This window comes from Streptomyces sp. NPDC007164 (assembly GCF_040634135.1).
Taxonomy (GTDB): Bacteria; Actinomycetota; Actinomycetes; order Streptomycetales; family Streptomycetaceae; genus Streptomyces; species Streptomyces sanglieri.
In genome coordinates this window covers 12,782-38,819 of record NZ_JBEYFB010000014.1, presented here as the reverse complement: position 1 = coordinate 38,819, position 26,038 = coordinate 12,782, and the positions used below count along the sequence as shown (strand labels likewise).

The window sequence follows — 26,038 nt, the reverse complement described above, 5'->3', positions numbered from 1 at the left end:
ACAGAAGGACCCGGGTGCTCCCCAGCACCCGGGTCCTTCCGCGTGTCCGCCCCGCTCCGCCCAGTATGTTTGGGCCCAACCGGCTTGCGGGCGCCGTCCCCGGAACCAGGCCTTGATGATGAAGGACTCGGAACCCGATGACAGACAACTCCGACATGATCGACTTCGTGCGCGCACGCCTCGCCGAGGAGGAACGCATCGCGCAGGCGGCGGGCGGCGACAGCTGGCGGTGTCCGGCCGATGTGCCCGGCGAGGTCCACGACCGCTCCGGGGGCATCGCGTTCAGCGTGCGGAATCTCGGCTTCGACCAGCACATCGCCTTCCAGGACCCCGCACGCACGATGCGCCGGATCGAGACGAGCAGGGTGCTCCTCGACGAGTACGCGGAGGTCGCCGGCCTGGACACCGACCGCCCGGACCAGGACTTCCGGTCCGGCCGGGCCGTCGGGCTGGGATTCGCCGTCCGGCAACTGGCCGCGGAACACGCCGGCCATCCCGGGTACCGGGCCAGGTGGCTCCCCCGGTTCATCCAGTAGCGGCGCCCGCCGCGGGGACGCCGGAGACCCACGGCCGGCCGCTCACCGCGGGCTCCGTGTCCCGGCCACGGGCCTGCTGCGGATGGCGGCAGGAGGGCTAAGGTTTCAGAAGGGGCGCATCGCATCGCACCGTGCAGGGACGCCATGCACCGACACCGCAGCACATCGGACAACACCCACGAGCTCCTCGTCACCCTTGGGCGTCTTGTCGATCAGGCCCTGGAGAACATCAGGCTCCAGCGCGCCCGGGCGGAACTGGGCCTGGCCCTGCAGCGGCACATGCTCCCCGCCGAGCTGCCCGACTTCCCGGGCATCAGGATCGCCGCCCAGTACTCGCCCTCGCAGGACGGGATGGCTGTCGGCGGCGACTTCTACGACGCGTTCCCGATGCGGGACGGGGTCGCGGGGATCACCATCGGCGATGTGCAGGGGCACGGGGTGGAGGCCGCCGCGTTCATGGGCGAGGCCCGCGCCAGCCTCAGAGCGCTCGCCAGCGTCACGACCGACCCGGGCACGGTGCTGTCCTGCGCCAACGATCTGCTGATCTCGCTGGGCGGTGACCTGTTCACGACCTGCTGCCTGGTGAGCATCGCCCCGCGGAGCGGCGAGCTGTTCGTGGCACGCGCCGGACACGTGCCGATCGTATGGGGCACCGACGACGGCGACTCCGGCATCTCCCAGGACGACGGCGGGGTGCCCCTGGGCATCCTGCACGACCAGTGGTACCCCGTGACCCGTCGGCGGCTGGCACAGCCCGGGTATCTCGTCCTGCTGACCGACGGGGTCGTGGAGGGGCCGTCGTACCCGATCGACGAGGGGCTCGCCGCCGTGTCGGAGGTGGTCGCCGCGGCCGGCGGGGCCGACCCCGGCGAGCTGGCCTCGCGGGTGCTCCAGGTGGCGGACCGGACCGGTCACGAGGACGACGCCGCCGTACTCGTCGTCCGCTACGACGGTCCACCGAGAAGGGCCGGGCCGGTGCACGGGGCCTGACCCGTTCGCGGCCCGGGGCAGGGGCGGGACCTACCGCGTTCACCGGCTCCGCACGCCCCCGGCGGCACACAACGGCGCGATGTCCGATGCTGGAATGGTGGACAGAGCACGGCTCCGACAACACGCGGTCGAAGTCCTGACGGTCCTCGCGGTGGCGGCCTGCTACTACGCGACGGCCCGTCTGGGACTGCTCCAACAGCTGGTGCGCGGCCAGGTCACCCCACTGTGGCCGCCGACCGGGATCGCGGTCGCGGCACTGCTCGTGTTCGGGGTGCGGATCTGGCCCGGCATCGCTCTCGGCGCCGTCGCCGTCAACATCATCATCGGGCCCTCCGTACTGCCCGTGCTGCTCATCGCCGTCGGGAACACGGTCGCCCCGGTCTGTTCCTACCTGCTGCTGCGCCGCGCGGGTTTCCGCAGCGAGGTCGACCGGCTGTGGGACGCCCTGGCGCTGGTCTTCCTGGGCGCGCTGGCAGGCATGCTGATCAGCGCGACCGTGGGCACCGGAGCCCTGGCCGTCTCGGGCGCGCTACCGGACGCCGGATTCTGGCCGACCTGGTCGGTCTGGTGGACGGGCGACGCCATGGGCGTCATGGTCGTGACGCCGTTCCTGCTCGTCGTCCGCAGGATCCGCCGGCCGTACGGGATCGGCCCGGCCAGATGGGCGGAGGCCGTCGCGCTGGCGGTGAGCACCGCCGGCGTCACCGTGCTGGCCACCGACACCAGTGCTTCGCTGCTCTTCCTCGTCTCCCCGTTCCTGATCTGGGCCGCCTTCCGCTTCGAGCGGGCCGGCGCCGCCTGCTGCGCGCTGGGCGTGTCCACGCTCGCGATCCTCGCCGCCGGACGGATGACCGGCCCCTTCGCCCACCACGGCCTGCTCACCAACATGATCACTCTCCAGGCGTTCAACGGCACCACCGCGCTCACCTCCCTGCTGCTGGCCGCGGTCGTCACCGAGCGGAATCGCACCTACCGCGAGATCAAGCGGCTCTGCACGCAGCTCTCCGAGAAAGTGACCCATCAGGATCCCTGAGTCACTCCATCGGTCCCGCGACGGGTGCGCCGGACGGTGATCCGCAGCAGGCTGATGGGCGACGGCACCGCGACGAGGGCTACCGGACGCCGAAAGTCGGGCGTACGGGCGCCGTAAGAGGTGGAGCCATGCCCCATGTGTCTGCGAAGGTCCATGTGTCCCGCCCCGCCGACGAGGTCTTCTCGTTCCTCCGGGATCCGCGGAACCTGGCTGAGTGGTCATCGAGCATCGACCGGGTGATCGAGGGCCCGATCGCCACCGAGCTGGGTGACGAGTACACCTGCAAGTTTCCGGGCAGACGACGGGCGCACCGTCTCCGGTGCACCGCGAGCACTCCCGTCGAGTACCTGGCTTTCCGCGGTGCGGGCATGTGGACGCCACTGGGCCGCCACTCCCCGGAGCTGGAGTTCCGGCTGAGTCCGGGCCGGCTGGGCACGACGGTCACCGTCTCGGTCAAGCCCCATCTGGACGGCGGCATGATCATCCTCGCGCCGTTCGTGACGATGGCCTGGCGCCGGGACCTGCCTTGCGAACTCCAGAGCCTGGCCGATCTGCTGAGCAGCCGGGACGATGCGCGGGACGGCCGGGACGCCGGGGGCGGTCCGGGCACGGCGCCCTCCGTGGGATGGCCGGGCTGATCTCCGGCGGCCGGGACGGTGCGCGGCATCAGCGCTCCGCCCGGCCGCCGGAGGAAGCCGGGAAGCTACACCAGGAAGTCGCGCGCGATCGACTCGGACGCCCTCTCCAGCAGCGGCCCCGCCTGGGCCATCGAGACCGCGGGGTCCGGCTCCAGGTCCGCCAGGGCGTACGCGCGGCGGATGCCCGCCCCGCTCAGGGCCTCCGGCGACAGGGCGAGGCGGCCGCAGACCGCCACGACCTCGATCCCCTCGGCGCGGGCCGCCGCCGCCACTCCCGCCGGGGCCTTGCCGTGCAGGGTCTGCTCGTCGAGCGAGCCCTCCCCGGTGATCACCAGCGTGGCGCGCGCCAGCGCCGGGGCGAAGCCGAGGACATCGAGCATGACCTCGATGCCGGGGCGGAAGCGGGCGCCGAGGGCGACCAGCGCCCCGTAGCCGATGCCGCCCGCCGCGCCCGCTCCGGGCAGCGCGGCGTGGTCCGGGCCGAGGACGGCCGCGTAGTGGGCGAGCGCGGCGTCGAGCGTCGCGATGTCCTGCTCGGTCGCGCCCTTCTGCCTGCCGTAGACCTCGGGGGCGCCCTTCGGGCCCGTCAGCGGATTGTCCACGTCGCTGGCGAGGATCAGGTCCACCTCGGCCAGTCGCGGATCGAGGCCGGACAGATCCGCCTCCGCCAGCTCGGCGAGCCCACCGCCCCCCGGGCCCACGGGCTTGCCGTCCGCGTCGAGGAAGCGGGCGCCCAGCGCGGCCAGCATGCCCGCGCCGCCATCCGTCGTGGCGCTGCCGCCGACCCCGAACACGATCGTCCGGGCACCCGCGTCGAGTGCGGCGGCGAGCAGCTCGCCGGAGCCGTACGTCGTGGCCGTGAGCGGGGCGAACACCCCTGCGGGCAGGTGCTGGAGGCCCGATGCCTCGGCCATCTCCACCACCGCCGTGGTGTCGCGCAGCGCGTACGCCGCGGTCACCGGATCGCCGAGCGGTCCGGTCACCCGTGCCTCGCGGCGCTCGAATCCGGCGGCCACCGCCGCCGCCACCGTGCCGTCGCCGCCGTCGGCCACGGGCAGGGTCTCGACCCGCACGTCGGGGACGACCCGCCGCAGCCCGGCCGTCACCCGCTCCGCGACCTGTACGGCCGTGAGCGAGCCCTTGAACTTGTCCGCCGCGACGAGCACGCGTGCGGTCTCCATCACTGCTCCGTCCGCCACCTTGCATCCCTTGCTTTCGAACAGGCAGTCGCGCCGCCCCCGACCCTATCCGCAGCGGATACCCGCTGCCCAGAGCCGTCTTCGTCCGGGCCCGCCCCTGCCACTACGCTGCCCGCGTGACCACCACTGACTACACCTCCTACATCGCGGGGCTCCCCCGGGTGCTGGCCGCCGCGGCCACCGTGTTCCGGGACGGCCAGGGGCGAGTGCTGCTCGTCGAGCCGAACTACCGGGACGGCTGGGCGCTGCCCGGCGGAACGATCGAGTCCGACGACGGCGAGAGCCCGCGGCAGGCCGCGCGACGCGAGACGGCCGAGGAGATCGGCCTCGATCTGGCGCCGGGGCGGCTGCTCGCCATCGACTGGGCCCGCAGCTCGCGACGCCCGCCGATCGCCGCCTACCTGTACGACGGCGGGGTGCTGGACGAGGCTCAGTTGAAGGCGATCCGGCTCCAGGAGGAGGAGCTGCTGTCCTGGAAGCTGGTCGAGCGCGCCGAGTTCGACCGCTATCTGCTCGGCCCTCTCGCGCTGCGCCTGACGGCCGCGCTGGACGTGCTCGACTCCGGTGGTGGTGCGGCGGAGCTGGAGGACGGCCGTCCGGCGGACGACTGACGCCCGGGGGCGGATTCGTCCCGAATCACCTTTCTGTACCGTTGTGCTGACCGCTCGTCAGCTGGTATCCCGGTCGACGGCTGCCGGACTCCCGAGTTCATGTGCCATTGGTCCGCAGTGCACGCTCGACCGGCATCATCCGGACTCCACGACAGCGGAGGGATCATGCGTACGCACACGGGACACCTCGGCGGGCGACTGGCCACGGTCGTCGCAGCGCTCGCCTGTACGGCAGTTGTCGCCACGGCGTCGACGGCACTCGCGGACCCGGCATCGGCCTCGGCCGCGGCCCGGGCCGCGCACAGCAGGCTGCCGCTGTCGGTCGACGGCGGCGCCTGGCAGTCCGGCCATGTCCAGGGCATGGCCATCGACCGCCGCAAGGGCTTCATGTACTTCTCCATGACCAATCTGCTGGTCAAGACCGACCTCAGGGGCACCCCGGTCGGCTCGGTCACCGGATTCACCGGCCACCTCGGCGATCTGGACTTCGACGAGAAGGACGGCCGGGTCTACGGCTCGCTGGAGTACAAGGAGGCGAAGTCCTTCTACATCGCGATCCTCGACGTCGACCGCATCACCCGGATGAACATGGACGCGCAGTCCACCGGGGTCGTCTCGACCGTCTATCTCAAGGAGGTCGTGAAGGACTTCACCGCCGACATGAACGGCGACGGGGTCTTCGACGGCGACACGGGCAACACCCCCGACCACCGCTACGGCTGCAGCGGCATCGACGGCGTCGCCTTCGGTCCGGCGTTCGGTGACCGGCGCGGCAAGCGTGCCGCGAGGCGGCTGACGGTCGCGTACGGCGTGTACGCCAACGCGGGCCGCGCGGACAACGACCACCAGGTGCTGCTCCAGTACGACGTCACCGGGTGGAAGAAGTACGAGCGCCCGCTGACCGAGTCGGCCCCGCACACCAGCGGGCCCGCCCGGACCGGCGGCAAGTTCTTCGCGTACACCGGGAACACCACGTACGGCGTGCAGAACCTGGAGTACGACGGGCACAGCGGGAACTGGCTGATGGCCGTCTACAAGGGGACCAAGCCGGGCTTCCCCGACTACTCGGTCTTCGCGCTGGACGGTGCGCGCAAGCCGGTTCGCGGCCTCGTCCGCGGGCAGCAGCGCCCTGAGCGGGGCCTGCTGCTGCCGCTGCTGCGCGAGGGCGCGCACGACGCCGCCACGGATACGTACGGGTGGCCGGCGCCGGGACAGTACGGGCAGTACGGCCTGGTGTCGCTCGACGACGGGCGGTTCTACGTCGCGCGCAGCGGCACGCTCCAGGACGGCGGCGTCACCAAGCAGACGGCGCGGGCCGAGCTGAACAGCTGGACGGGCCTGACCCCGTCACCGTTCAGGCCCGCCGGTCCGGCGGCCTGACGGAAATCGTCTCGCGGACGGTCCGGCGGCCTGACGGAAATCGCCTCGCCGCTGGTCCGGCAGCCCGACGGAAATCGTCTCGCGGACGGTGCCCGGCGCCTCTTACCCTCGTGGCATGACTCTCGTCGCGATCTTCAGCGGCGCCGGAATCTCCACGGACTCCGGCATCCCCGACTACCGCGGGCCCAACGGGCTCTGGCGCAAGGACCCGGAGGCCGAGAAGCTCGTCACGTACGACTTCTACATGGGCGATCCGGAGATCCGCCGCCGCTCCTGGCGGATGAGGCGCGCCGGGGCGGCCCTGGCCGCGGAGCCCAACGCCGCCCATCGCGCGGTGGTGGAGCTGGAGCGGTCCGGCACCCCGGTGCGGGTGATCACACAGAACGTCGACGGGCTGCACCAGCGCGCCGGGCTCCCCGGCCGCAAGGTCCTGGAGCTGCACGGCACCGTCCATGAGGTGGTCTGCACCCGCTGTCACGCCCGTTCCCCGATGGACGGGGCACTGGCCCGGGTGGACGCGGGAGAGGCCGACCCGCCGTGCACGGTCTGCGGCGGCGTCCTGAAACCGGCCACGATCATGTTCGGGGAGCGGCTCGACCCGATGGTGCTGGGTCGGGCGGTGTCGGTCGCGAAGGCCTGCGAGGTGTTCATCGCGGTCGGTACGTCGCTCCAGGTGCACCCCGCCGCCTCGCTGGCCGGGGTCGCGGTGGACAACGGGGCGCGGCTCGTCATGATGAACGCGGAGCCGACCCCGTACGACGAACTGGCCGGGACGATCATCCGCGAGCCCATCGGCACGGCGCTGCCCGCGCTGCTGGGGCGGCTGGCCGCCGGGGCGGGGCCGGTGGCGGGTTCCGGCGGGGCCTTGGAGGGCTGAGCGGCGCTCGGTGCCGTGGTCCGTGCGCCGGACGGCGTCAGTGGTCGAGTTCCTGCTGTATGCGCCGCGAGGGGCGGAACGTGTACAGGTCGAGGATCTCCGGCGGGTCCACCAGCCCCGGACCGCCCGCCTCGACCCAGGTGACGATGTCGGTCACCGCGTCCGGGTCGTTGACCAGTCCGAGCCAGACCGGCCGGCCGCCCGCGCGGCGGCCCTCGGCCGACGGCTGCACCACGATGACGTTGGCCCGTTCACAGGCGTCCAGGCACTCCACGGCACGTACCGTCGCGGCCTCGCCGAGCGAGCGCCGCAGCTCGGCGAGCTGGCCGGCGTGGTCCACGTCCGGGATCTTGGGCGTCCCGCAGCAGCAGCCGCGGCAGACGCTGACGGTGGGCCGGGGCGTTTCCCCGGCGGGTGCCGCCCTTCGGGTGCGGCGGCTCATGCGGGGACGCTTGCGGCGCGGGCGCGGATGATCACCAGGGGACTGTACCGACCCCAGCCGCCGGATCGAACACCTGCTCTGCCCCGTGAGCGGGTGGGGTACAGTTGAGGGCTGCGAAGGGGAGTAGCCCCGCAAACCGGTCGTCGACACACTGGAACCCCCGGGTTCCCGGTGGCTGGGCCCGTGGATCGTCACGGGCGGGCGAGACCTTCGGTCAGGTATGACACGCCCGCGTCCAGTGGGTGCTGACGTCATGCCGGGCCGAGTGGTCCTCCGGAAGCCCGAGTGGCGCTTCGCGAAAGGCCCGGGGCCCGGCTCTCACAGAAAGCCACCCGGAATGCACCTCGACCCCTGGGCGATTCTCACCGCCTTCGGTCTGATCTTCCTCGCGGAGCTTCCCGACAAGACGATGTTCGCGTCGCTCGCCATGGGCACCCGCATGCGACCGCTGTACGTCTGGTTCGGCACGTCGTCCGCGTTCATCGTCCATGTCGCCATCGCGGTGGGTGCGGGCAGCCTGATCGGGCTGCTGCCCGACTGGATCGTCAAGCTCGTCTCGGCTTCCCTCTTCGCGTTCGGGGCGTTCATGCTGCTGCGTTCCGGCGGCGGCGATGACGACGAGGACGGCGGCACGAAGACGGTGACCGGTTTCCTGCCGGTCTACTCGACCGCGTTCATGGCCGTCTTCATCAGCGAGTGGGGCGACCTCACCCAGATCACCACGGCCAACCTGGCCGCGAGCAACGGCACCTGGTCCACGGCGATCGGGTCCGCGGCCGCTCTGATGTCCGTCTCGGCGCTGGCGCTGCTGGCGGGTCGGTTCATCGCGAAGCGGGTGCCGCTCAGGACGGTCCAGCGGATCGGCGGGATCTGCATGCTGGGGCTGGCGGTCTGGACCCTGGTGGAGATCTTCACCGGCTGACGGCCGCCGCACCCGCGGGTGGCTTCGGGGCGGGCCCGGATCTTGATGTCCGGGCCCGTCCTCCTCGTTTCCCCGGGGCCGGGCGGTGTCAGAACAGCGCCGGGGTCTCGTCCTGCGTACCGCTCTCGAAGGCCAGCAGCCGCTGCTTGCGGTCGAGTCCGCCGCCGTAGCCGGTGAGGCTGCCCGAGGCGCCGACGACCCGGTGGCAGGGGACGATGATGCCTACCGGGTTCTTGCCGTTGGCCAGCCCCACCGCACGTGAGGCGCCCGGTTTGCCGAGATTCTCGGCCAGTTCGCCGTACGAGCGGGTCTCACCGTACGGAATCAGCCGCAACTGCTCCCAGACGCTGCGCTGGAACGGGGTGCCCTCCAGGCGCAGCGGCAGGTCGAAGGTGCGCAACTCCCCCGCGAAGTAGGCGTCGAGCTGGCGGACGGCCTCCTCGAAGGGCCGCGGGTCGGGTTCGCCGAAGGTCTCCTCGGGCGGGCGGTGCCGCTGGCCCGTCATGTAGAGGCCGGCGAGGACGCCGTCGGTGGCGACGAGGGTGAGCGGGCCGTACGGACTGTCGACGACGGTGTGCTGCCGGGTCGCCGCGGGTGGTTGCGGATCGGTCATGGCTGGACTTCCCGGCTCTCTCGGGTGGGCAGGTGGTTGATGGGGTGGTCGTCCACGGTCCACAGGTACTGGACCGCGTACGCCCGCCAGGGGCGCCAGGCGGCCGCGCGGGCGGTGAGCGCCGCGGGTGTCGAGGGCAGGCCGAGCTCCTCGGCGGCGCGCCGGATGCCGAGGTCGGTGGGGAGGAAGGCGTCCGGGTCGCCGAGCGCCCGCATCGCGATCACCTCCACGGTCCAGGGGCCGAAGCCGGGCAGTGCGGTCAGTTCGGCCCGCGCCTGTTCCCAGTCGGTGTCGGTGCCCAGGCGCAGCGATCCGTCGGCGAGTGCGCTGACGAGGGTGGTGAGGGTGGTGCGGCGGCTGCGGGGCAGGGCGAGCTGTTGCGGGTCGAGCCCGGCGAGTGCCCCGGGGTCCGGGAAGAGATGGGTGAGGGCGCCCTCCGGGTCGTCGACCGGCAGGCCGTGCGCGCGGACCAGCCGGGCCGCGTGGGTGCGGGCGGCGGCGGTCGAGACCTGCTGGCCGAGCACCGCCCGTACGGCGAACTCCGCGCCGTCGACGGTACGCGGCACCCGTCGCCCCGGTGCCTTGCGGACCAGGGGGGCGAGCAGCGGATCCGCGTTCAGCTGTTCGTCGACGGCCTCCGGGTCGGCGTCCAGGTCGAGCAGCCAGCGGCAGCGGCTGATCGCGAGGGTGAGATCGCGGGGGTCGGTGAGGGAGAGCCGGGCGGCGATGTGGTCGGGGTGCGGGGTGAGGGCGACGATGCCGTGCCCGTACCGCAGGGAGAGGGTGCGGCGGTAGGAGCCGTCGCGCCACTCCTCGACGCCGGGGACGGCGGTCGCGGCGAGGTGGCCGAAGAGGTTGCTGGGGTTGAGCGGGGCGCGGTAGGGCAGCCGCAGCGCGATCACGCCCGGTGTGGCCGGGGGCGTCCGGGAGCGGGTGGCGCGGCTGCGCAGCTCGCCCGGGGCGAGCGCGAAGACCTGGCGGACGGTGTCGTTGAAGGTTCGGATCGAGGAGAATCCGGCGGCGAACGCGACTTCCGCCATGGGAAGTCCGGTCGTCTCGATGAGCAGCCTGGCGGTCTGGGCGCGCTGTGCGCGGGCCAGGGCGAGCGGACCGGCGCCGAGCTCGGCGAGCAGTTGGCGTTCGATCTGCCGGGCCGAGTAGCCGAGTCGGGCGGCGAGCCCGGGGACGCCCTCGCGGTCGACGACACCGTCCCGGATGAGCCGCATCGCGCGGGCGACGGAGTCGGCCCGGGCGTTCCATTCCGGGGAGCCGGGGCTGGTGTCGGGCCGGCACCGCTTGCAGGCCCGGAACCCGGCCTGCTGGCAGGCTGCGGCGCTGGGGTAGAAGGTCATGTTCTCGACTTTGGGCGGCACGGCCGGGCAGCTGGGGCGGCAGTAGATCCGGGTGGTCAGGACCGCCGTGAAGAACCAGCCGTCGAAGCGGGCGTCCTTGGAACGGACGGCCCGCACGCAGCGCTCGGTGTCGGTGTGCATGCCTCAAGCATCGGTCACCCGGCACCCGGGAGCTGGCGAGAATCCGACATCGACGTCGAGCCGGGCCGTCATGGCCGACGAGCCGGTGTCGAAGCGGATCGCGACCGCATCGCCACGGCCCTCGCCCACCGCCCCTCGCCCGTTGCCGCACGAGAAGACGCCTCGCGTCAGATCTCCCCGGTGGCAGGCTCGTGGATCATCGGGGCAGCGGTGCGTGCCCAGCGTGAACGGAGGCCCCCGGAGCAGCAGTCGCTTGACGCCCTCTCCGGACGCCCCCTCAGAAGTGCTCTCCTGCGGGCCGCCTCGGCCGACGGAGCGATTCCACAGGATGTCACCGACGATCCGGCCTTCCCTCCGCGCGCATGGGATGACTCCCCCACGCCGGAACGGCGCGCAGTGCCCCCCCACCGCTACCGGGCCGCACCACAGTGCGGGGCGCCATCAGAGCGGCGAACCGGAGGGCATGTCCCGTCCCCTCGCCCCTCACAGTGCCCGCCAGGGCGAGGGCGACGGCGGCTCAGCCCGCAAGCGCCTTGCCGTACTGCTCACGGGTATCCGGAATCGACCCAACTGAGAGGCTCTTCCGGCCGTGTCTCCGCGGGGTGCCTCTATGGGGTTCGTCAAGGGAATCGGGCTGCGTTCTGGAGAGGTCCGGGGCAGCCTGGCGTGATGCCCGACTTGTTGTGGGATGACGTAGTGAGCTTGTTCGACCCGGATTTGATGGGGTCGCCGCCGGACGTGGTTGTTCCTGATGCCTCAACGGCGATGCGCGCGCCGTCGTCCATGGGCCGGGCCGTAGATCCGGTCGAGATGGCCGGGAAGGCGACGGTGTGCGCCCCCAACTCTGCGGCCACCCACAGCGATTCGCGGTAGCAGGAGGCCAGCAGGGCCGAGCGGTCCTCGGAGCTGCTCCAGACCGGGCCCACGGTCTCAAGCATTGAGCCCATTCCAACCTGCCATCGTGGCTGTCGAGTTGGGCTGCTTTACAACATGATGAAGTTCTTGGTGGACGGGTTTTCGACCAAGAGCCCCCTGTCCGCCAGGAGCTTCGCGCTTGTCCACCCGCCGTCGATAGATCTGTCCAGCCACACTCTTCGGTACCCGACGGGGCAACTCCGCGCCCGGCGGCGGGAGATCGGGGCGCGCCGGCGGCGTCTGCCTGTCGGACGTCAGCTCTGCTCGCCCTGACCCACCTGTAGTGCGGCGACACCTATGCCCGGTTCACCTCCGGGTTCCGCATCGGCATCGCGACCGTTTACTGCTACATAAACGAGGCCGTAGATGTCCTGACCGCCCTCGCTCGGCCCCTGGACGAGGCGATGAAGACCATGCGGAAGAAGGCGTTCGTGATCCTGGACGACACCCCTGCTCCCGATCGACCGGGTCGTCGCAGACACCCCGTACTACTCCGGGAGACACAAGCGCCACGGCATGAACGCCCAGGTCGTCACCGGCCCGTTCGGCCGACTGCTATGGGCGTCGCCGGCGCTGCCCGGGTCCACCCACGACCTGACCGCCGCGCAGACCCACGGGATCACCGACGCACTCGCCGAAGCCGATACCAAGTGCTGGGCGGACAAGGCCTACCAGGGCGCCGGATACCCGGTACGAGTCCCGCTCCGAAGCGCCTGCTCAAGCGAAGGAAGCGGCGGCACAACAGCAGCCACGCCAAGCCCCGCTGCCTGGTCGAACAAACCATGGCAGTCCTCAAGGGCTGGCGCCTCTTGCGGAAACTCCGCTGCAGCACCAACCGCAGCACCAACATTGTGCAGGCCGTCGTCGTCCTTCACCACGCCTCAGCCTGAGGTCGGAAAGGGCTCACTGTCACCCGCAGTTTCGAGGAATTCGAACGAGCCGTATCAGCACGTCGATCGGTCGGCCCACCACTCAGGCGTCGTGGTGCCCTCGTAGCTGTCCATAGTCCAAGTATTGCGGGCGGGACAGCGATGCAGCGCCTGAGGTTACAAGATCGTGTCACGAGCTCTTAGGGTCGAGCTATGACGAATCAGCGCCGGGACGCCGCCGAGGTTCGAGCGAGCGCCCTCGCATCGGGGGTGCGGCTCCGCATCATCCGGCTCACGCGCACACAGGCTATGACGAACAAGGAGCTGGCCGAGCGGTTGGGCCGGGATCCGGCGACCACACTTCACCACGTACGCAAGCTGGTGGACGCGGGGCTCCTGGAACCGCAGTCCCCACGTCGGGGGAACCGGGGTGCCAAGGAGATCCCTTATCGGTCCAAGGGCCTGCCCTGGGCCCGGGGACCCCGGAACGAAGGACCCATCGCCGAGGCGATGTTGGAGGCCTTTCTTTCCGAGGCGGGCGAGCTCGACATGAAGGACGTCGACCAGGTCCGCTTCGTGCTGGATCTCACACCGGAGCGGCGTGAGGAGTACGAACGGCGACTGGATGAGCTCTTCGAGGAGTTCGACCATGATCCCGTCGCGCCGGACACCGAGCGGACGGCGGTGTACATCGCCCTCTACCCGAGCCTGTGATCGCCGTCCGGCCGTGCCTGTGAAAGACGCGGCTCAGCTACGGGAGGGGACCTCTTCCTCCTGAACCGCCGGAAACTCCCGCAGGGTGCGCAGCGGGGACAGGAGGAGCGGCAGAGGGGTCAGGGCGAGCGCGGAGCACGAGACCCACAGGGTGGCCCGGACGCCGATCCAGCCCCCGAGGACACCGCCCAGCAGGCCGCCCACGGGCATCGCACCCCAGGTGATGAAACGTACGGTGGCGTTGACCCGTCCCAGCAGCCGGCGGGGGCAGATCGCCTGCCGGTAGCTGACGTTGACAACGTTGAAGACCGTGGTGCCGTACGCCCGCAGGGCAAGGCCGAGAACGCAGAGGACGGTCAGCCGGCCGGGCTCGGCGAGGGGTACGACCAGCGCCACGGGCGAGATGACCAGCGGGATCAGCCAGATGGCGCGGGCGGGGCCGATCCACTTGGCGCAGCGACCGGCGGTGAGCGCCCCGAGCAACCCGCCCACACTGCTCAGTGCCAGGACTGCACCGACAGCGCCCGGCGTCAGACCGAGGTCCCGCGTGAGGAAGAGGATCTGCATCGACAGCACAACCGTGATCGCCAGGTTGGAGAGGGCGGTGGAGACAGTGATGGCCCGTAACGACTTCTCTCCGAGTACGAACCCCATCCCCTCCTTCATCTGTGTGCGTACCCGATTGCCATCGTGGCCCATGGGCTTGGGCTCCGGGGTCCTGATACGGAGCAGCAGGAGGCCGGAGATCAGATAGCTGACAGATGTCGTCAGGACGGCGGTCGCCCCGCCGACCAGTTGCGCGAGCCCGCCGCCGACGCCGGGGCCGGTGACCTCAGCGGCGGAAAGACTCGACTGAAGCCTGGTGTTGCCCTCCATGAGCTGGGCGCGCCCGACCAAGGACGGCAGATAGGACTGGTAGGCGACGTCGAAAAGCACCGTGGCCGCACTGGCGAGCAAAGCCACCACGATCAGCTGAGTGAGCGTCAACGCATCGGCCCAGGCGGCAAGTGGAACGGTGAGAAGCAAAGCAGCCCGGGTGAAGTCGGCCGTCAGCATCACAGGCTTTCGTCGTACGCGATCCACCAACACCCCGGTGGGCAAACCGATCAGGAGGAAGGCGGCTGTCCCGGCCGCGGTCAGAACCCCCATCTGGAACGGCGACGCATTCAGCGTCGTTGCCGCGAGCAGGGGCAGCACGGTCTGCCCCACGTACGTGCCGAACTGACTGACTGTCTGCCCCGCCCACAGCTGACGGAACTCTTGATGGAACCAGAGGGAGTCTCGGTACATGGCTGCTAGCATGGTGCAAGTGATTGGTGATTGCCAATCACTTGCACGCGCAACCACGCATGCTGGACTGTCGCGTGAATACCCTGCGCCGCACGTCACCGCGAAGGTGCCCCGGGGATTTCAGTGGTGCCATTTGGCCATTTCGGCAACTCCACTCACCACCCCCGAAGAGAACCACGGACCGGTCCGCGACCTGCATCGATGTCACCCGAGCGCGATCGGGGCTGCCCCGCCGGCGCGAGAGTGACCCGTCGCACAAACTCGCTAGGTGCACCTGCACTCGCCGCAGGTCAGTGGCATATTTACCCGCCGCTACCCCGGCGAGATGCGAGGGTCAGCCGCAGCGGCCCGAATGCGCCCATTTGCCGCCGAATGAACCTCTGGCTTCATAGGCGCCCTTGCCGCGATGGAACGGATGATCGACAGTAAAGCTGCGCCAATCCATCCCATCATCGTCGTCATTTCGCAAACCAGCAGTCATTACTCATGCTTTGCTTCGCAAATTTCTGCGACTGGATCGAGGTAATAGGAGTGACGGACGTTTGGAGTTCCGAGCGGATCCGGATAGACGTACTGGGGTCACTCCGGCTGACGACAGGTCCAGAATTACGCGACACCGCTCCACTCACCGCACCAAAACCACGTCAAATGATTGCCTTGCTCGCCCTGCAGTCGAACCGAACGGTTCCCCTTGCCGCGATGGCTCAGGAAATATGGGGCGACCGACCACCGGTGAGTATGCGGGCCGCACTCCAGACTTATATCGTACAGCTTCGCAAGTTCCTGGCCCGTACCCTTGGGTGGCCAACAAAAGTCGTGGCCGAAAAGATCCTGGTGACCAAGCAGGACGGCTATCAGTTCAACGTGCAGCACGGGGATCTGGACGTTCATGAATTTGAGCGCCTCGCGTCCGCGGGTAACAAGGCCCTGGGCCAGAGGGACGACAGGCTGGCCGAACGGCTGCTGACCGCGTCTCTAGACATTTGGCGAGGGCAGCCACTGGCGGACGTACAGGCAGGTCCACTGCTCGAACCGGCCGTGACGTACTTAAAGGAGAGCAGGCTCACAGTCCTGCAGCAACGCGTGGAGGTCAAGTTCCGGCTCGGCCTCCACCACGAACTTCCTGCGGAACTCGCAGTGATGATATCGGAATACCCGACCAACGAGATATTCCACGCCCAGCACATGCTCGCACTCTACCGATGCGGCCGGTGCGCCGAGGGGCTAGGCGTCTACCAACGTCTGCGCGAATATCTGGTGAAGGAACTCGGTATCGACCCTTCAACGAAGGTGCAGCAATTACACCGAGCCATGCTCGACGCGGACTCCGCGCTCGATGGTGCGGCGGGTTTCATGGAATGTTTCGCCGTCCGGACACGGTGAGCGACCCAACTGCTTTTACTGGTCCTTGAGCACTCTTTTACCGATGGCTGCGAGTATCAGCGAGCGCTTGAAGCACGCTTCACAAGCGTGGTGAGACAAAATCCGGACGAAAGGAGATCATCATGCGCTACGCATACTGATTCTTCCGGCGGGGGCGCCGATCACATCGACGCCCCCGCCCGTCACGCCACGACCACAGCAGACCCTTCCGGAGGGGGACGCGATGGATTACGACCCGCTGAGTCCTGCCGCAATTAACGATCCGTACCCCATATATTCAAAACTTCGGGAGTCTTCTCCAATATTCTGGAGCAGACGCATGAATTCCTGGGTGCTGACTCGATATCGCGATTGCCTGCCACTTCTCACCGACGCGGACACCTTCGCCAGCGACTGGAGCAGGGCCGGGCACGAGGAAACGGGGTCGGCTGCCAGTCTTCAGGAGCTGGATCCTCCGGAACACACGCCCGTTCGAAGGCTGTTCACAGTGGCCATGCGCAACCAGCAGCTCGACCGGATCGGTTCCCACATCCGTGATCTGGCCGACGGGATCATCAGCCGTCGGTCCAGGAGCTCCGTCAGCTTCGACTTCACAGCCGAAGTGGCCCGCCCTGTCGCACTTCTCGGCGTGTGTGAACTGCTGGGAATCGAAAGGCCACCGGTACACAGTTTCGCCGCCCTGGCGGACGCGATGACCCGAGGAATGGACGCAGGACTGCTTCCCGAGGTGCTCGCCCCCGCGCTCGCAGCGCGGACGGAGCTGAATCGCCAGATCGCCGGCTGGTTCGACGCCTGTGACACCCGGGGTCTGCTCGGCGAGGTGCTGGCCGGAGCCCAGGGCGCGGGGGTGTCGCAGGAGGCCGTCTGGAACAGCGCGCGCGTACTCTTTCTGGCTGGATTCAGTACGGCTGTGGGCGCTGCGGCCAACGCCGCGCTGGCTCTGGCGACCCACCCCGACGCGTTGGAACAGGTGCGTGGATCCGATGTCCTGCGGAGCGGGGTGGACGAATTCATGCGCTTCGACGGCCCTGTCCAGGGGACGACCAGGGCCTGTGTGCAAGAGACACGCATCGGCGATGTCACGATCATGCGGGGAGACCTCGTCATGGCTCTGCTGGGTTCGGCGAATCGTGACCCGGAGCAGTTCCAGAACCCGGACGACATCGTGCTGACCAGAGAACCGAATCGGCATCTGGCCCTTGGCTGGGGAATACATGGATGCTCCGGGGCCATTCTCGCCCGGATCATGATCCGCGCCCTCCTGGAGAGCCTGACGCAGACCCGGGGGCGCCTGGCCCTCGCAGGGGCACCCGAGAGACTGCCTCGGGCCACCCTTCGCTACCCCGACCGGCTTCCGCTGTCCTTTCACCCACTGGAGACCCGGCCGTGAAGGAGCCCCTCGTCCACTACGACCCGCTGGACCCCGAGACTGTCCGCGACCCGTACCCCACCTACGCGGCGATGAGGCAGCTCGGAGCCCCGTGCTGGAACGAGATCATGAAGTGCTGGGTCGTCACCTCCTATGAAGGGTGCCGCCGCGTCCTTGGTGACCACGAGAACTTCGCGGCCGACTGGCGCCGTGGCGGAGAGTCCATGCCGGACAGTGCCCTGAGCGTGCATTCGCTCGATCCGCCCGACAGCACAGTGGTCTACCGGGAGTTGGCGGCCACACTGCGCCAGGTGAACACGCCGGATCTCTCCCACAGGTTGCGACATGCCATCTCTGACAGGCTGCGCATGCTGACCGGCCCGCCGGTGGATCTGGTACCTGATTTCACCGAACCTCTGGCTTGCTGGTTCCTTTCCGAGGTTCTTGAGGTTCCGTCGCTCGACACACCGGAGATCCGGCCCATGGGCGAGGCCATCCACCGCGCCATGGATGCGGGTCTCGTACCCGAGGCGTTCCAGCCCGGACGGGACGCACACCGGAAACTGGCAGCGCTCATCGAGACCTGGGTCGCCTCGATGAACCCGGAGCAGCCGCTGCGAAATCTGGTAGACAGGACAGCGGCCGAGGGGTTGGAGAGAACCATGACCCTGAACTCGGTAAGGACGTTGATCGCGAACGCGTTCACCTCCCTCCCCGCGTCGCTCAGCACCATCGTGCACGGGTTCGCACGCGACCCCGGGCTCCTGACGGGCACCGTGGACGAGAAGCGACTGGACATGGCGGTTCATGAATTCCTCCGCCATGAGTCGCCCTCACAGGGCACGACCCGTCTCTGTGTGGCGGACACCGTCCTATCGGGGACGAAGATCTGCCGGGGCGAGGACGTGCTGATACTGATCTCCGCGGGTAACCGCGATCCGGCGAAGTTCGACGACCCTGATCGGCTCAGGCCTGAGCGCTGGCCCAACCAGCACATCGCATTCGGCCATGGCCCGCACAGCTGTTCCGCCGCGATGCTCTCCCGCTTCCTGCTGCGGGAACTGGTGGCCGTACTGGCCGAAGGCAGCGTGTCGATTCGGGTCACCGGTCCGGTCACCTACAAACCGGCGGCAACCATCCGGATGCGGGCCACGCTGCCGGCCGTGGTCACGCAGCGCGCGTAAGAACGCCGACCCCGATCAGGAGAGAGACCATGTCCGTGCCCATGCCTGCCGCAGCGGCACGTCTGCTGCCAACGTTCGACGAAAGCCGGCTCGTGGACGAGCTGCGCGCGCTTCGAGAGACGACCTGGGGGCAACAGCGGCCGTACGACGCCGATGTGCTTCCCTCCGCCGGCATCGACTGGCGTTGCCTGTCGCTCCGCAGTTTGGGGGGAGACGGCGCGCGTACCGATCCGGGAGGCCCGGGAGCCGAATCCTTCGCCGACACTCCTTGGCTGGAGAGGGTTCCGTACCTCGGCGAGGTCCTCAAGACTGTCCCCGGCAGTCTGCGCGCCGCCCGGCTGATGGCCCTGGGAATGGGAGTGCGGAGCGTCGACCACTTCGACACGAAGTGCGGCCCCGCCTGGGGCGTGGCGCGGCTCCATGTACCGATCACGACAAACCCGGGTGCACTACTGGTACTTGACGGGGTGAAACACTCCTGGCAGCCCGGCACCTTCTGGTTCGGTGACTTCAGCCGCCGCCATATGGTTCTCAACGAGGGCCCTTCGGTGCGAGTCCACCTGGTGATCGACTGCTTGGTCACTCCGGAGCTGGCCGACATCTTTCCGCCCGACTGGGGGCCCTACTTCCAGCACGGTGACGTTCTGTATTGCAAACCCGAACTTCCTCCGCGAGCGGGGCACTTCACCCCGGCCTCGTGGCAGGCCCGTCTTCCGTCCGCCTTTCTGGACTGGGAAGAGGACGATATCTTCGACGACTCCGCCGAGCGGACCAGCGCAGTGATCACGGTATCGGCAGACGGAGCGCATCTGACGTCTGAATGCGGCCGATCCTTCGGCTTGATCCGGATCAAGGGCGACGAGTACAGGCTGGCGGGATGGAGTGATGAGCGAACGGTCGAGTTGGTGACCGGCACCCCCGGGCGGGTCGTCCTTCGCACACGGTGCGGTCGCTCCGCAGGGGGCATCGCGGTACCCGCGTATGCGATACCCGCCGGATCGCGAACGAGGTCATGAACGAGGGGGAGCGAACCATGTCCGGTCAGCCCATGCGGTCGCTGGGAATCAGTGACATGAAGATCACCCGGGTCGGGCTCGGAGGTGCCGGCTGGGACGCCTGCGACGACAAGCAGGTCATCGAGACCATTCGGCACGCCGTCGACAACGGCATCAATTGGATCGATACGGCGGCGGTATACGGCCGGGGCCGCTCGGAGAGACTCGTAGCCAAGGCGCTGGCAGCGCTCCCGACAAGCGATCGTCCCTATGTGTTTACCAAGTGCGGGCATATCTGGGACGGGAGCGGGGCGTCCACGGAGCTGCGGAAGGTCGGAACACCGTCGAACATCCGGCGCGAGATCGATGATTCCCTCCGCCGACTGGGCGTGGAGCGAATCGATCTCTACCAGATGCACTGCCCTCCGGAGGACGGGACACCACTCACCGCTTACTGGGAGACGCTGCTGGAACTGAAACGCACGGGCAAGGTCAACGCGGTTGGCCTGTCGAACCACGGTGCCGGCCAGCTCGCCGAGGCCGAGGCGATCGGGCACGTCGACTCTCTTCAGCCACCTTTCTCCGCGATCAGGCGCGAGGTGGCGCGTGCCGAGATTCCGTGGTGCGCGGACCACGGCACGGGCGTACTCGCCTACAGCCCCATGCAGGCGGGTCTCCTGTCCGACGGGTTCACTCGCGCCCGTGCCGAGGCACTGGGCAAGGACGACTGGCGGTCGGCCGTCGCTGATTTTCAGGGTGCGAAGCTGGAGCGCAATCTTGCTCTCGCTGAATCGTTGCGCCCCATCGCGCGACGGCACGAGGTCAGCGTGCCGTCCGTGGCCATCGCCTGGACACTGAGCTGGCCGGGTGTGACGGGTGCGATCGTGGGCGGGCGGCGTACCGAGCAAGTGGACGGTTGGCTGTCCGCCCTGCGCCTCGAACTGACGGCGCAGGACCTGACGGACATAGCCGCCGCCATCGAACGCACGGGGGCGGGCACCGGCCCTGTGCACCCCGGCTGAGACATCCCCTGTCATCACCTGCGGGACACCGACAAGACCGATCTGCCCGAAGTCGTACGTTCACCTATCGTTCCAGCTGACGCACTCACTCCCACGGGCGTGATTCCAGTCGCACAGTCGTGTTGGAAAAGGGACACGACGGACCACCGCAACACGACACGCACGAAGGGCTCTGGCCTCGTGCAGAGCGCCACGACCTGCATGGGTCGGCGTCGGGTACCGAAGCTGGCGCGGGACATACGTGCCACCATTGAGTACGCGTGATCGGGCCGCGCGCGATCTGCGTCCCCGACGGCCGTCTCGGCCCGGGGGGACCCGGGCCGCCACCTCCACCTGCCTCACGGGGCGTTCCCCTTGCCCCGCCCCTCGATTACGACCCGCCTTCCTCCCCGTCGCCTGCCTCGCCCAGCGGGCAGGTGACTGTCGTACTCGGTCGGCATGACCATCACCGACCCCATCCACCCGCGGTGTGGACGGCCCGCTGCGCGTCGAGCGCTCCCGCGGTGGTCGCGACGGCCCGGCCGGTGCGCAGGCCCTTCCCGTACCGCGACGCGCGCAACTCCCGGCACGCGGCGAGGATCTCCGGACCGCCCCGGCGGTGGATCGCGCCGTCGACCCCGCCTCCTCCGAGCAGGGAGGAGTTGGCCGCGTTGACGATGACATCGGCGGACTGCCGGGTGATGTCACCGCGGACCAAGGTCGATGGTGACGCCCTCGGGTGTACGCATGCGGACCATCGTGCCCTGCGGGGTTCGCAGGCCGCCCGCAGGCTCCGCCGGACCGCCTTCACCACGTGGTGGCCCGCCACGCCGCACACCCCGGGGGCGCGCGATGGGACCAGCGGCGGACGCCTGTCCCCCTGGCGTACTGTTTCGACCGCCCTTGTGCGCTCGTCCATCCGACTGACCTTCCGTCAAGGCGCTTGTGTCATATCCCATCTGTATGGGTCACTTGGGTATCTCAACCGGCGGGCCGCCCATCCCTCTCCGGGGGAGCGCGGAACCGTTCTGATCGCCGACCGTCCATGCATGACGGACCTCGGCATCGGTTGCTCAGGATGGCCCCGATGGGCGCCCCCGTAGAGGACTTGGATACGACCAGTCGCCTCTGCCAGGTCATTGCAGAGGCTGATGCGGCAACCCCCGGCCTCTGCAAGGGAGCGGTGCGCGAGCCATCCGCGCACACCGAGTACCTCGTCGTCAAGGTCACGGGCGTGGCCGCGAACTCTGCGACCCGCGTGCGGTCATGGCCGCCGTAAGCAAATCGACATCAGTCACATGAACACCTCGGCCTCGTGCCGAGGAGGGAAGTTCGACGGCTGTCGGCTCATCACCGCGGGGGCAGAACAGGCTCGTAGGAGCGGAACCCGTGGAGGGCCGGCCACGGCGATCGGGGCCGACGGCCCGCTGTACAAGCTCATCACGATTCCACGGCAGCGAAGGCCGCTGCCGGCGCCTTCTCCCAGCAGGCAACTTTCGGACACTTCCCCCGGGTGCGCCCATCGACATGCCCGTGGGAGCGGCCGAGGAGGAGGCGAGCGAGGACGGCCGATTCGGTAGGCCGATGGTCCACGTCGCGGCCAAAGGGTCTCGACCTTGATCTGGCTCAAAGCCAACTTCCCAGTTTCACACCGCAGTTCACACAGGGAGGACAACCATGCCAATCAGTCCGAACCAGGGCTCCACCGGTGGCGGTACCGCGGTCACCATCACGGGCACCAACCTCACGGGCACTACCGCAGTGCTCTTCGGCACCAAGCCGGCCACCAGCGTCACCAATGTCTCGCCCACCCAGGTCACCGCTGTCTCGCCGGCCGGCTCCGGCGCGGTGGGCGTGTCGGTGACCACGCCCGGCGGAACCAGCAACCCGATTCCGTTCTTCTATGTCGGCGCCCCGTTCAAGTCCGGTCTGAGCGTGAGTTCGGGCCCCACCGCGGGTGGCAACACCACCGTCATCAGCGGCACCGGCCTGTCCACCGCTACGGGGGTGTCCTTCGGCGCCAATACCGTGACGCCGACGGTGCTGTCGGACAGCCAGGTCAGCGTCGTCGTGCCCGCGGGTGCGGCAGCCGGGCCGGTGAGCGTCAGTGTGACGACCGCCGGAGGCACCAACAACGGCCTGTCGTACACGTACATCGACGTCCCGACCATCACCGGGATCACTCCGACGTCCGGACCGACGTCCGGCGGAACCGCGGTGACCATCACGGGCACCAACCTGACCTCGACGAGCCAGGTCACGTTCGACGGAGTGACGGCACCGTTCTCGGTCATCAACGCGACGACCGTGTCTGCCGTCACCCCGCCCGGCACCGTCGGTGCGGTCGACGTCACTCTCTCCAACCCCGCGGGCACAGCCACGGATGCCAACGCCTTCACGTATGCGGCGGGCCCCGGCATCTGATCCGCCACGGCTGCGGCACCGGCTGCCGACGCGGCTCAACGCCCGGCGTCGGTACCGCATCCAATGCCTGATGTTCGCCCGGCCCGGGACGATGGGTACCCGGCCGGGCGGGCATCCCGCTCGGCAACACCCACTCATCGTCGCCGGGCCAGGAGGTTCGGGCGGCACCCCGATCACCGCGTTCCCGCCTCTGCTTCCTGTCCACAGCGCCCCGATCACAACCCGTGCATCACATCACCAGACAGGAGAACGGCTGTGGACTACTCCGACAGCTCGACGCCTCACACCATGCGGCCGTCGACGGCCGCGGCGGCCCCCGTGATCACTACGAGCAGCCCTTCCTCGGGGGCCGCCGGAACGGTCGTCACGCTGACCGGCACCGGATTCACCGGTGCGACCTCGGTCACCTTCGGCGGCACTCCGTCCGCTTCGTTCACCGTGGTGTCCGCAACCCAGATCACCACGAATGCCCCGGCCGGTACGGGCACCGTGCAGATCACGGTGACCACGCCCGACGGAACCAGCAATGGCGCCAACTTCACCTACACGATCCCGACGCCCACGATCATTTCCATCGCCCCTAACCAGGGTTCGGTCGACGGCGGAACCACGGTCACGCTGACCGGCACGGGCTTCACCGGAGCCACCTCGGTCCGCTTCGGCGCCGTGGCCGCCGCGTTCACCGCCGTCTCCGCGACGCAGGCCACCGCGGTCGCTCCCGCCGCGCCCGCAGGCACCGTCAATGTCACGATCACCACTCCGGGCGGCACCAGTGCCGGGATTCCCTACACGTATCTCGCCGTTCCGGTTCTGGGCAGTGTGGCTCCGGCCCAGGGGCCACTCGCGGGCGGCAACAGCATCACCCTGTCCGGGACCGGCCTCACCGGGACGACCTCCGTTCACTTCGGGGTCGACGCAGCGAGTTCGTTCACCATCGTCTCGTCGACTCAGGTGACCGCGGTTGTCCCCACCGGCGGACCGGGGCCGGTTCCGGTCACGGTCACCACGCCCGGTGGGACCAGTACCCAAGCCGTCTTCTACTACTACCTCGGCGCACCGGTTCTCAGCGGTGTCACACCCGGGGCGGGGCAGGTGGGCGGTGGCAACAGCGTGACGCTGACCGGTGCGAATCTTCTCCAGGCCACCGCGGTTCGCTTCGGCACGACGGCGGCGACCAGCTTCACCATTCCCTCGGCCACGGAGATCCGGGCGGTGGTACCGCCGGGTGCCGTCGGCACCGTCCCGGTCACCGTCACCACGCCCGGCGGCACGAGCAACGGTGCGACCTACGTATACCTGGGTGCCCCGGTCATCACTGGTCTGACGCCCAATCAGGGGCCCTCGGCAGGCGGAATCACGGTAACTGTCACGGGCACCGGCCTGACGTATGCCACCGCGGTGCTGTTCGGGGCCGTGCCCGCCGCCTTCACCGTGGTCTCGGACACCCAGCTGACGGTCACGGCACCGCCCGGCGCGGCGGGCGCGGTAACCGTCAGGGTCGTCATTCCCGGCTGGACCAGTATCGGCGTTCCGTACACCCGGGTTGACCCGCCCGGCATCTGAGCAGCCGGGCACGCGAGATGCTCAGACGCACGTCGTTGCGCGACCGCACTTCCGCGATCGAGGTGAGATGTGGCCGGCCGATCGGTGTTACGCGGATCGGGCGGCTGCGGTGGCCGAGATCTGGAGGTCTGTCCGAACCCATGCGGTCCGGGCGGGACCTGCTGTTCAGACCGCCCGCAGGCGCCGCCAGACCGCCTTCGCGGCGTGGTGGCCCGACATTCCGTGCACCCCGGGGCCGGGCGGGGTGGCGGAGGAGCAGAGGAACACCGCGGGGTGCGCCGTCGCGTACGGGACGCGGGCGAGCTTGGGGCGCAGCACCGTCTGGAGGCCCGCGAACGCGCCGCAGGCGATGTCACCGCCCACGTAGTTGGCATTGCGCTTCGCGAGCTCGGGCGGTCCCGCCACCGCACGGGCGAGCACCAGGTCGCGGAAGCCGGGGGCGAAGCGCTCCAGTTGCCGTTCGATGACGTCGGTGGCATCGCCCTCCCAGCCCGACGGGACGTGTCCGTACACCCAGAAGACGTGCCGGCCCTCGGGCGCGCGGGACGGGTCGACCAGGCTGGGCTGTGCGGTGATCAGGAACGGCACGCTGGGGTCACGGCCGGTCACGGCGGCCGTCAGCGCGGCGTCGATCTCACCGGCCGTGGGGCCGACGTGGACGGTGCCGGCCCGGCGGGCCTCCTCGGCGGTCCAGGGGACGGGGCCCGAGAGGGCGTAATCGATCTTGAAGCAGGACGCGCCGTACCGGTAGCCGCGGTACGCGTGGCCCAGGCCGGCGATCCGGGCGAGGGCGGTCGGCGAGGTGTCGAAGATGTAGGCGCGGGCGGGCGGCAGCTCGTCCAGGCGCTTGACCTCCGTGCCGGTGCGGATCGTGCCGCCCTGTTCGCGTATGAACGAGGCGAGGGCGTCGGAGATGGCCTGCGATCCGCCGCGCGGCACGGGCCAGCCCTTCTCGTGGGCCGCGAGCGCGAAGAGCAGGGCGATCCCGCCGGTCGCCAGGCCGCTGGTGGGCGCTATGGCATGGGCGGCGAGCCCGGCGAACAGGCCGCGCGCCTTGGCACCGCCGAAGCGGCGGGAGAGCAGCGACGCGGGCTGGAGCGCGTCGAGACCGAATCGCACCCAGCGGTAGGGGTCACGGGGCAGCCCGTCCCACGGTGTGCGCAGGAAGTCCTGGGCGAGGGTGTCCCAGTGGCCTAGGTAGGGCGCGACCAGCCTGCGGTACGCCCCCGCGTCCCGGGGCCCCAGCGACATGGCGCTCTCCCCCACCGAACCGGTGAGCACGGCGGCCGTGCCGTCCGGGAACGGGTGGGCGAGCGCCAGCTCGGGCTGGAGCCACTCCAGGCCGTGCCGGGCGAGCGGCATCGCGTCGAACGCGGGTGAGCCGATGCCCAGCGGGTGGACGGCGGAACAGGGGTCGTGGCGGAATCCGGGGAGGGTGAGCTCCTCGGTACGGGCACCGCCTCCGACGGTGTCCTGCGTTTCGAAGACTTCCACGGCGAAGCCGCGGCGGGCCAGTTCGGCCGCGGCGGTCAGTCCGTTGGGGCCCGCCCCAACGACGACTGCATCGAGCATCGACGGCACCTTCGGACTCCTTCGT

General features: G+C 69.4%; 23 protein-coding genes and 3 pseudogenes. 17 read left to right on the top strand and 9 right to left on the bottom strand.

Going from position 1 to position 26,038, the window contains the following annotated elements:
* Positions 1 to 137 precede the first annotated feature (137 nt).
* From ABZ622_RS19400 to ABZ622_RS19385, 4 genes are all read left to right on the top strand, one after another.
* Positions 138 to 536: a DUF6221 family protein gene (locus ABZ622_RS19400; RefSeq protein WP_259929501.1), complete on the top strand. Its 399-nt coding sequence runs from the start codon at positions 138 to 140 to the stop codon at positions 534 to 536.
* 144 nt (positions 537 to 680) lie between these two features.
* Entirely contained in the window at positions 681 to 1,526 is an 846-nt protein-coding gene (locus ABZ622_RS19395) for a PP2C family protein-serine/threonine phosphatase (protein ID WP_360544657.1), read from the top strand.
* A gap of 94 nt (positions 1,527 to 1,620) precedes the next feature.
* Positions 1,621 to 2,559, top strand: a complete 939-nt coding sequence (locus ABZ622_RS19390) for an MASE1 domain-containing protein (RefSeq protein WP_360544655.1) — start codon at positions 1,621 to 1,623, stop codon at positions 2,557 to 2,559.
* Positions 2,560 to 2,687: 128 nt separating this feature from the next.
* Positions 2,688 to 3,197, top strand: coding sequence for an SRPBCC family protein (locus ABZ622_RS19385; RefSeq protein WP_360544653.1), 510 nt, complete (start codon positions 2,688 to 2,690; stop codon positions 3,195 to 3,197).
* Positions 3,198 to 3,262: 65 nt separating this feature from the next.
* Here the strand turns inward: ABZ622_RS19385 and ABZ622_RS19380 are convergent, their stop codons facing one another.
* On the bottom strand, positions 3,263 to 4,378 hold the full coding sequence (locus tag ABZ622_RS19380) for a glycerate kinase (RefSeq protein WP_360544651.1): 1,116 nt from the start codon (positions 4,376 to 4,378) through the stop codon (positions 3,263 to 3,265).
* 134 nt (positions 4,379 to 4,512) lie between these two features.
* Between ABZ622_RS19380 and ABZ622_RS19375 the strand changes: the two genes are divergently transcribed.
* The 3 genes from ABZ622_RS19375 to ABZ622_RS19365 all read left to right on the top strand — a co-directional run bounded on the left by ABZ622_RS19375 (position 4,513) and on the right by ABZ622_RS19365 (position 7,264).
* Positions 4,513 to 5,007, top strand: a complete 495-nt coding sequence (locus tag ABZ622_RS19375; protein WP_360544649.1) for an NUDIX hydrolase — start codon at positions 4,513 to 4,515, stop codon at positions 5,005 to 5,007.
* A 165-nt stretch (positions 5,008 to 5,172) separates the two neighbouring features.
* Positions 5,173 to 6,387: a hypothetical protein gene (locus ABZ622_RS19370; RefSeq protein ID WP_360544647.1), complete on the top strand. Its 1,215-nt coding sequence runs from the start codon at positions 5,173 to 5,175 to the stop codon at positions 6,385 to 6,387.
* A 115-nt stretch (positions 6,388 to 6,502) separates the two neighbouring features.
* Positions 6,503 to 7,264: a Sir2 family NAD-dependent protein deacetylase gene (locus ABZ622_RS19365; protein ID WP_360544645.1), complete on the top strand. Its 762-nt coding sequence runs from the start codon at positions 6,503 to 6,505 to the stop codon at positions 7,262 to 7,264.
* A 37-nt stretch (positions 7,265 to 7,301) separates the two neighbouring features.
* Here ABZ622_RS19365 and ABZ622_RS19360 read toward each other — a convergent pair whose 3' ends face one another.
* A complete protein-coding gene (locus ABZ622_RS19360) occupies positions 7,302 to 7,706 on the bottom strand; it encodes a (2Fe-2S) ferredoxin domain-containing protein (protein ID WP_360544643.1) in 405 nt (134 codons plus the stop codon).
* Positions 7,707 to 8,043: 337 nt separating this feature from the next.
* Here ABZ622_RS19360 and ABZ622_RS19355 point away from each other — a divergent pair, with 337 nt between their 5' ends.
* A complete protein-coding gene (locus ABZ622_RS19355; RefSeq protein WP_360544641.1) occupies positions 8,044 to 8,628 on the top strand; it encodes a TMEM165/GDT1 family protein in 585 nt (194 codons plus the stop codon).
* A gap of 88 nt (positions 8,629 to 8,716) precedes the next feature.
* Here the strand turns inward: ABZ622_RS19355 and ABZ622_RS19350 are convergent, their stop codons facing one another.
* The 3 genes and pseudogenes from ABZ622_RS19350 to ABZ622_RS19340 all read right to left on the bottom strand — a co-directional run.
* Complete coding sequence (locus ABZ622_RS19350; RefSeq protein ID WP_360544639.1) at positions 8,717 to 9,241, bottom strand: methylated-DNA--[protein]-cysteine S-methyltransferase; 525 nt, start codon at positions 9,239 to 9,241, stop codon at positions 8,717 to 8,719.
* Positions 9,238 to 10,734: an AlkA N-terminal domain-containing protein gene (locus ABZ622_RS19345; protein ID WP_360544637.1), complete on the bottom strand. Its 1,497-nt coding sequence runs from the start codon at positions 10,732 to 10,734 to the stop codon at positions 9,238 to 9,240. Before ABZ622_RS19345 ends, ABZ622_RS19350 begins: the two co-directional genes overlap by 4 nt.
* A 755-nt stretch (positions 10,735 to 11,489) precedes the next feature.
* Positions 11,490 to 11,672 (bottom strand): annotated as a pseudogene (locus tag ABZ622_RS19340) (macro domain-containing protein); the annotation flags it as partial.
* Positions 11,673 to 11,727: 55 nt separating this feature from the next.
* Between ABZ622_RS19340 and ABZ622_RS19335 the strand changes: the two are divergent.
* A pseudogene (locus ABZ622_RS19335) lies at positions 11,728 to 12,539 on the top strand (transposase family protein).
* A 192-nt stretch (positions 12,540 to 12,731) separates the two neighbouring features.
* Positions 12,732 to 13,232: a winged helix-turn-helix domain-containing protein gene (locus tag ABZ622_RS19330; protein ID WP_360544635.1), complete on the top strand. Its 501-nt coding sequence runs from the start codon at positions 12,732 to 12,734 to the stop codon at positions 13,230 to 13,232.
* A 33-nt stretch (positions 13,233 to 13,265) separates the two neighbouring features.
* On the opposite strand, the gene ABZ622_RS19325 is transcribed toward ABZ622_RS19330, so the two are convergent.
* Positions 13,266 to 14,522, bottom strand: a complete 1,257-nt coding sequence (locus tag ABZ622_RS19325; protein WP_360544633.1) for an MFS transporter — start codon at positions 14,520 to 14,522, stop codon at positions 13,266 to 13,268.
* Between the two features lie 334 nt (positions 14,523 to 14,856).
* Positions 14,857 to 15,003, bottom strand: coding sequence for a hypothetical protein (locus ABZ622_RS19320; RefSeq protein ID WP_360544631.1), 147 nt, complete (start codon positions 15,001 to 15,003; stop codon positions 14,857 to 14,859).
* A gap of 167 nt (positions 15,004 to 15,170) precedes the next feature.
* Between ABZ622_RS19320 and ABZ622_RS19315 the strand changes: the two genes are divergently transcribed.
* The 5 genes from ABZ622_RS19315 to ABZ622_RS19295 all read left to right on the top strand — a co-directional run bounded on the left by ABZ622_RS19315 (position 15,171) and on the right by ABZ622_RS19295 (position 20,475).
* On the top strand, positions 15,171 to 15,905 hold the full coding sequence (locus ABZ622_RS19315; protein ID WP_360544629.1) for an AfsR/SARP family transcriptional regulator: 735 nt from the start codon (positions 15,171 to 15,173) through the stop codon (positions 15,903 to 15,905).
* A 319-nt stretch (positions 15,906 to 16,224) separates the two neighbouring features.
* Entirely contained in the window at positions 16,225 to 17,295 is a 1,071-nt protein-coding gene (locus ABZ622_RS19310) for a cytochrome P450 (RefSeq protein WP_360544627.1), read from the top strand.
* Entirely contained in the window at positions 17,292 to 18,458 is a 1,167-nt protein-coding gene (locus ABZ622_RS19305; protein ID WP_360544625.1) for a cytochrome P450, read from the top strand. The genes ABZ622_RS19310 and ABZ622_RS19305 overlap by 4 nt, the downstream gene beginning before the upstream one ends.
* A gap of 29 nt (positions 18,459 to 18,487) precedes the next feature.
* Complete coding sequence (locus ABZ622_RS19300; protein ID WP_360544623.1) at positions 18,488 to 19,474, top strand: aspartyl/asparaginyl beta-hydroxylase domain-containing protein; 987 nt, start codon at positions 18,488 to 18,490, stop codon at positions 19,472 to 19,474.
* A gap of 17 nt (positions 19,475 to 19,491) precedes the next feature.
* Positions 19,492 to 20,475 (top strand): aldo/keto reductase, encoded by a 984-nt coding sequence (locus ABZ622_RS19295; protein ID WP_360544621.1) that lies wholly within the window; start codon positions 19,492 to 19,494, stop codon positions 20,473 to 20,475.
* A gap of 466 nt (positions 20,476 to 20,941) precedes the next feature.
* Here ABZ622_RS19295 and ABZ622_RS19290 read toward each other — a convergent pair.
* A pseudogene (locus ABZ622_RS19290) lies at positions 20,942 to 21,172 on the bottom strand (macro domain-containing protein); the annotation flags it as partial.
* A gap of 959 nt (positions 21,173 to 22,131) precedes the next feature.
* Between ABZ622_RS19290 and ABZ622_RS19285 the strand changes: the two are divergent.
* Positions 22,132 to 22,878, top strand: a complete 747-nt coding sequence (locus tag ABZ622_RS19285; RefSeq protein ID WP_360544619.1) for an IPT/TIG domain-containing protein — start codon at positions 22,132 to 22,134, stop codon at positions 22,876 to 22,878.
* 255 nt (positions 22,879 to 23,133) lie between these two features.
* Positions 23,134 to 24,441, top strand: a complete 1,308-nt coding sequence (locus ABZ622_RS19280; RefSeq protein ID WP_360544617.1) for an IPT/TIG domain-containing protein — start codon at positions 23,134 to 23,136, stop codon at positions 24,439 to 24,441.
* Positions 24,442 to 24,606: 165 nt separating this feature from the next.
* Here ABZ622_RS19280 and ABZ622_RS19275 read toward each other — a convergent pair whose 3' ends face one another.
* Complete coding sequence (locus ABZ622_RS19275) at positions 24,607 to 26,022, bottom strand: NAD(P)/FAD-dependent oxidoreductase (protein ID WP_360544615.1); 1,416 nt, start codon at positions 26,020 to 26,022, stop codon at positions 24,607 to 24,609.
* Positions 26,023 to 26,038 lie beyond the last annotated feature (16 nt).

Bases quoted from the DNA above. Each gene is read 5' to 3' on its own strand.
- ABZ622_RS19400 (WP_259929501.1), top strand. From the start codon at position 138: ATGACAGACAACTCCGACATGATCGACTTCGTGCGCGCACGCCTCGCC.
- ABZ622_RS19395 (WP_360544657.1), top strand. From the start codon at position 681: ATGCACCGACACCGCAGCACATCGGACAACACCCACGAGCTCCTCGTC.
- ABZ622_RS19390 (WP_360544655.1), top strand. From the start codon at position 1,621: ATGGTGGACAGAGCACGGCTCCGACAACACGCGGTCGAAGTCCTGACG.
- ABZ622_RS19385 (WP_360544653.1), top strand. From the start codon at position 2,688: ATGCCCCATGTGTCTGCGAAGGTCCATGTGTCCCGCCCCGCCGACGAG.
- ABZ622_RS19380 (WP_360544651.1), bottom strand. From the start codon at position 4,378: ATGGAGACCGCACGCGTGCTCGTCGCGGCGGACAAGTTCAAGGGCTCG.
- ABZ622_RS19370 (WP_360544647.1), top strand. From the start codon at position 5,173: ATGCGTACGCACACGGGACACCTCGGCGGGCGACTGGCCACGGTCGTC.
- ABZ622_RS19365 (WP_360544645.1), top strand. From the start codon at position 6,503: ATGACTCTCGTCGCGATCTTCAGCGGCGCCGGAATCTCCACGGACTCC.
- ABZ622_RS19360 (WP_360544643.1), bottom strand. From the start codon at position 7,706: ATGAGCCGCCGCACCCGAAGGGCGGCACCCGCCGGGGAAACGCCCCGG.
- ABZ622_RS19355 (WP_360544641.1), top strand. From the start codon at position 8,044: ATGCACCTCGACCCCTGGGCGATTCTCACCGCCTTCGGTCTGATCTTC.
- ABZ622_RS19350 (WP_360544639.1), bottom strand. From the start codon at position 9,241: ATGACCGATCCGCAACCACCCGCGGCGACCCGGCAGCACACCGTCGTC.
- ABZ622_RS19345 (WP_360544637.1), bottom strand. From the start codon at position 10,734: ATGCACACCGACACCGAGCGCTGCGTGCGGGCCGTCCGTTCCAAGGAC.
- ABZ622_RS19330 (WP_360544635.1), top strand. From the start codon at position 12,732: ATGACGAATCAGCGCCGGGACGCCGCCGAGGTTCGAGCGAGCGCCCTC.
- ABZ622_RS19325 (WP_360544633.1), bottom strand. From the start codon at position 14,522: ATGTACCGAGACTCCCTCTGGTTCCATCAAGAGTTCCGTCAGCTGTGG.
- ABZ622_RS19320 (WP_360544631.1), bottom strand. From the start codon at position 15,003: ATGACTGCTGGTTTGCGAAATGACGACGATGATGGGATGGATTGGCGC.
- ABZ622_RS19315 (WP_360544629.1), top strand. From the start codon at position 15,171: ATGATTGCCTTGCTCGCCCTGCAGTCGAACCGAACGGTTCCCCTTGCC.
- ABZ622_RS19310 (WP_360544627.1), top strand. From the start codon at position 16,225: ATGAATTCCTGGGTGCTGACTCGATATCGCGATTGCCTGCCACTTCTC.
- ABZ622_RS19300 (WP_360544623.1), top strand. From the start codon at position 18,488: ATGTCCGTGCCCATGCCTGCCGCAGCGGCACGTCTGCTGCCAACGTTC.
- ABZ622_RS19295 (WP_360544621.1), top strand. From the start codon at position 19,492: ATGTCCGGTCAGCCCATGCGGTCGCTGGGAATCAGTGACATGAAGATC.
- ABZ622_RS19285 (WP_360544619.1), top strand. From the start codon at position 22,132: ATGCCAATCAGTCCGAACCAGGGCTCCACCGGTGGCGGTACCGCGGTC.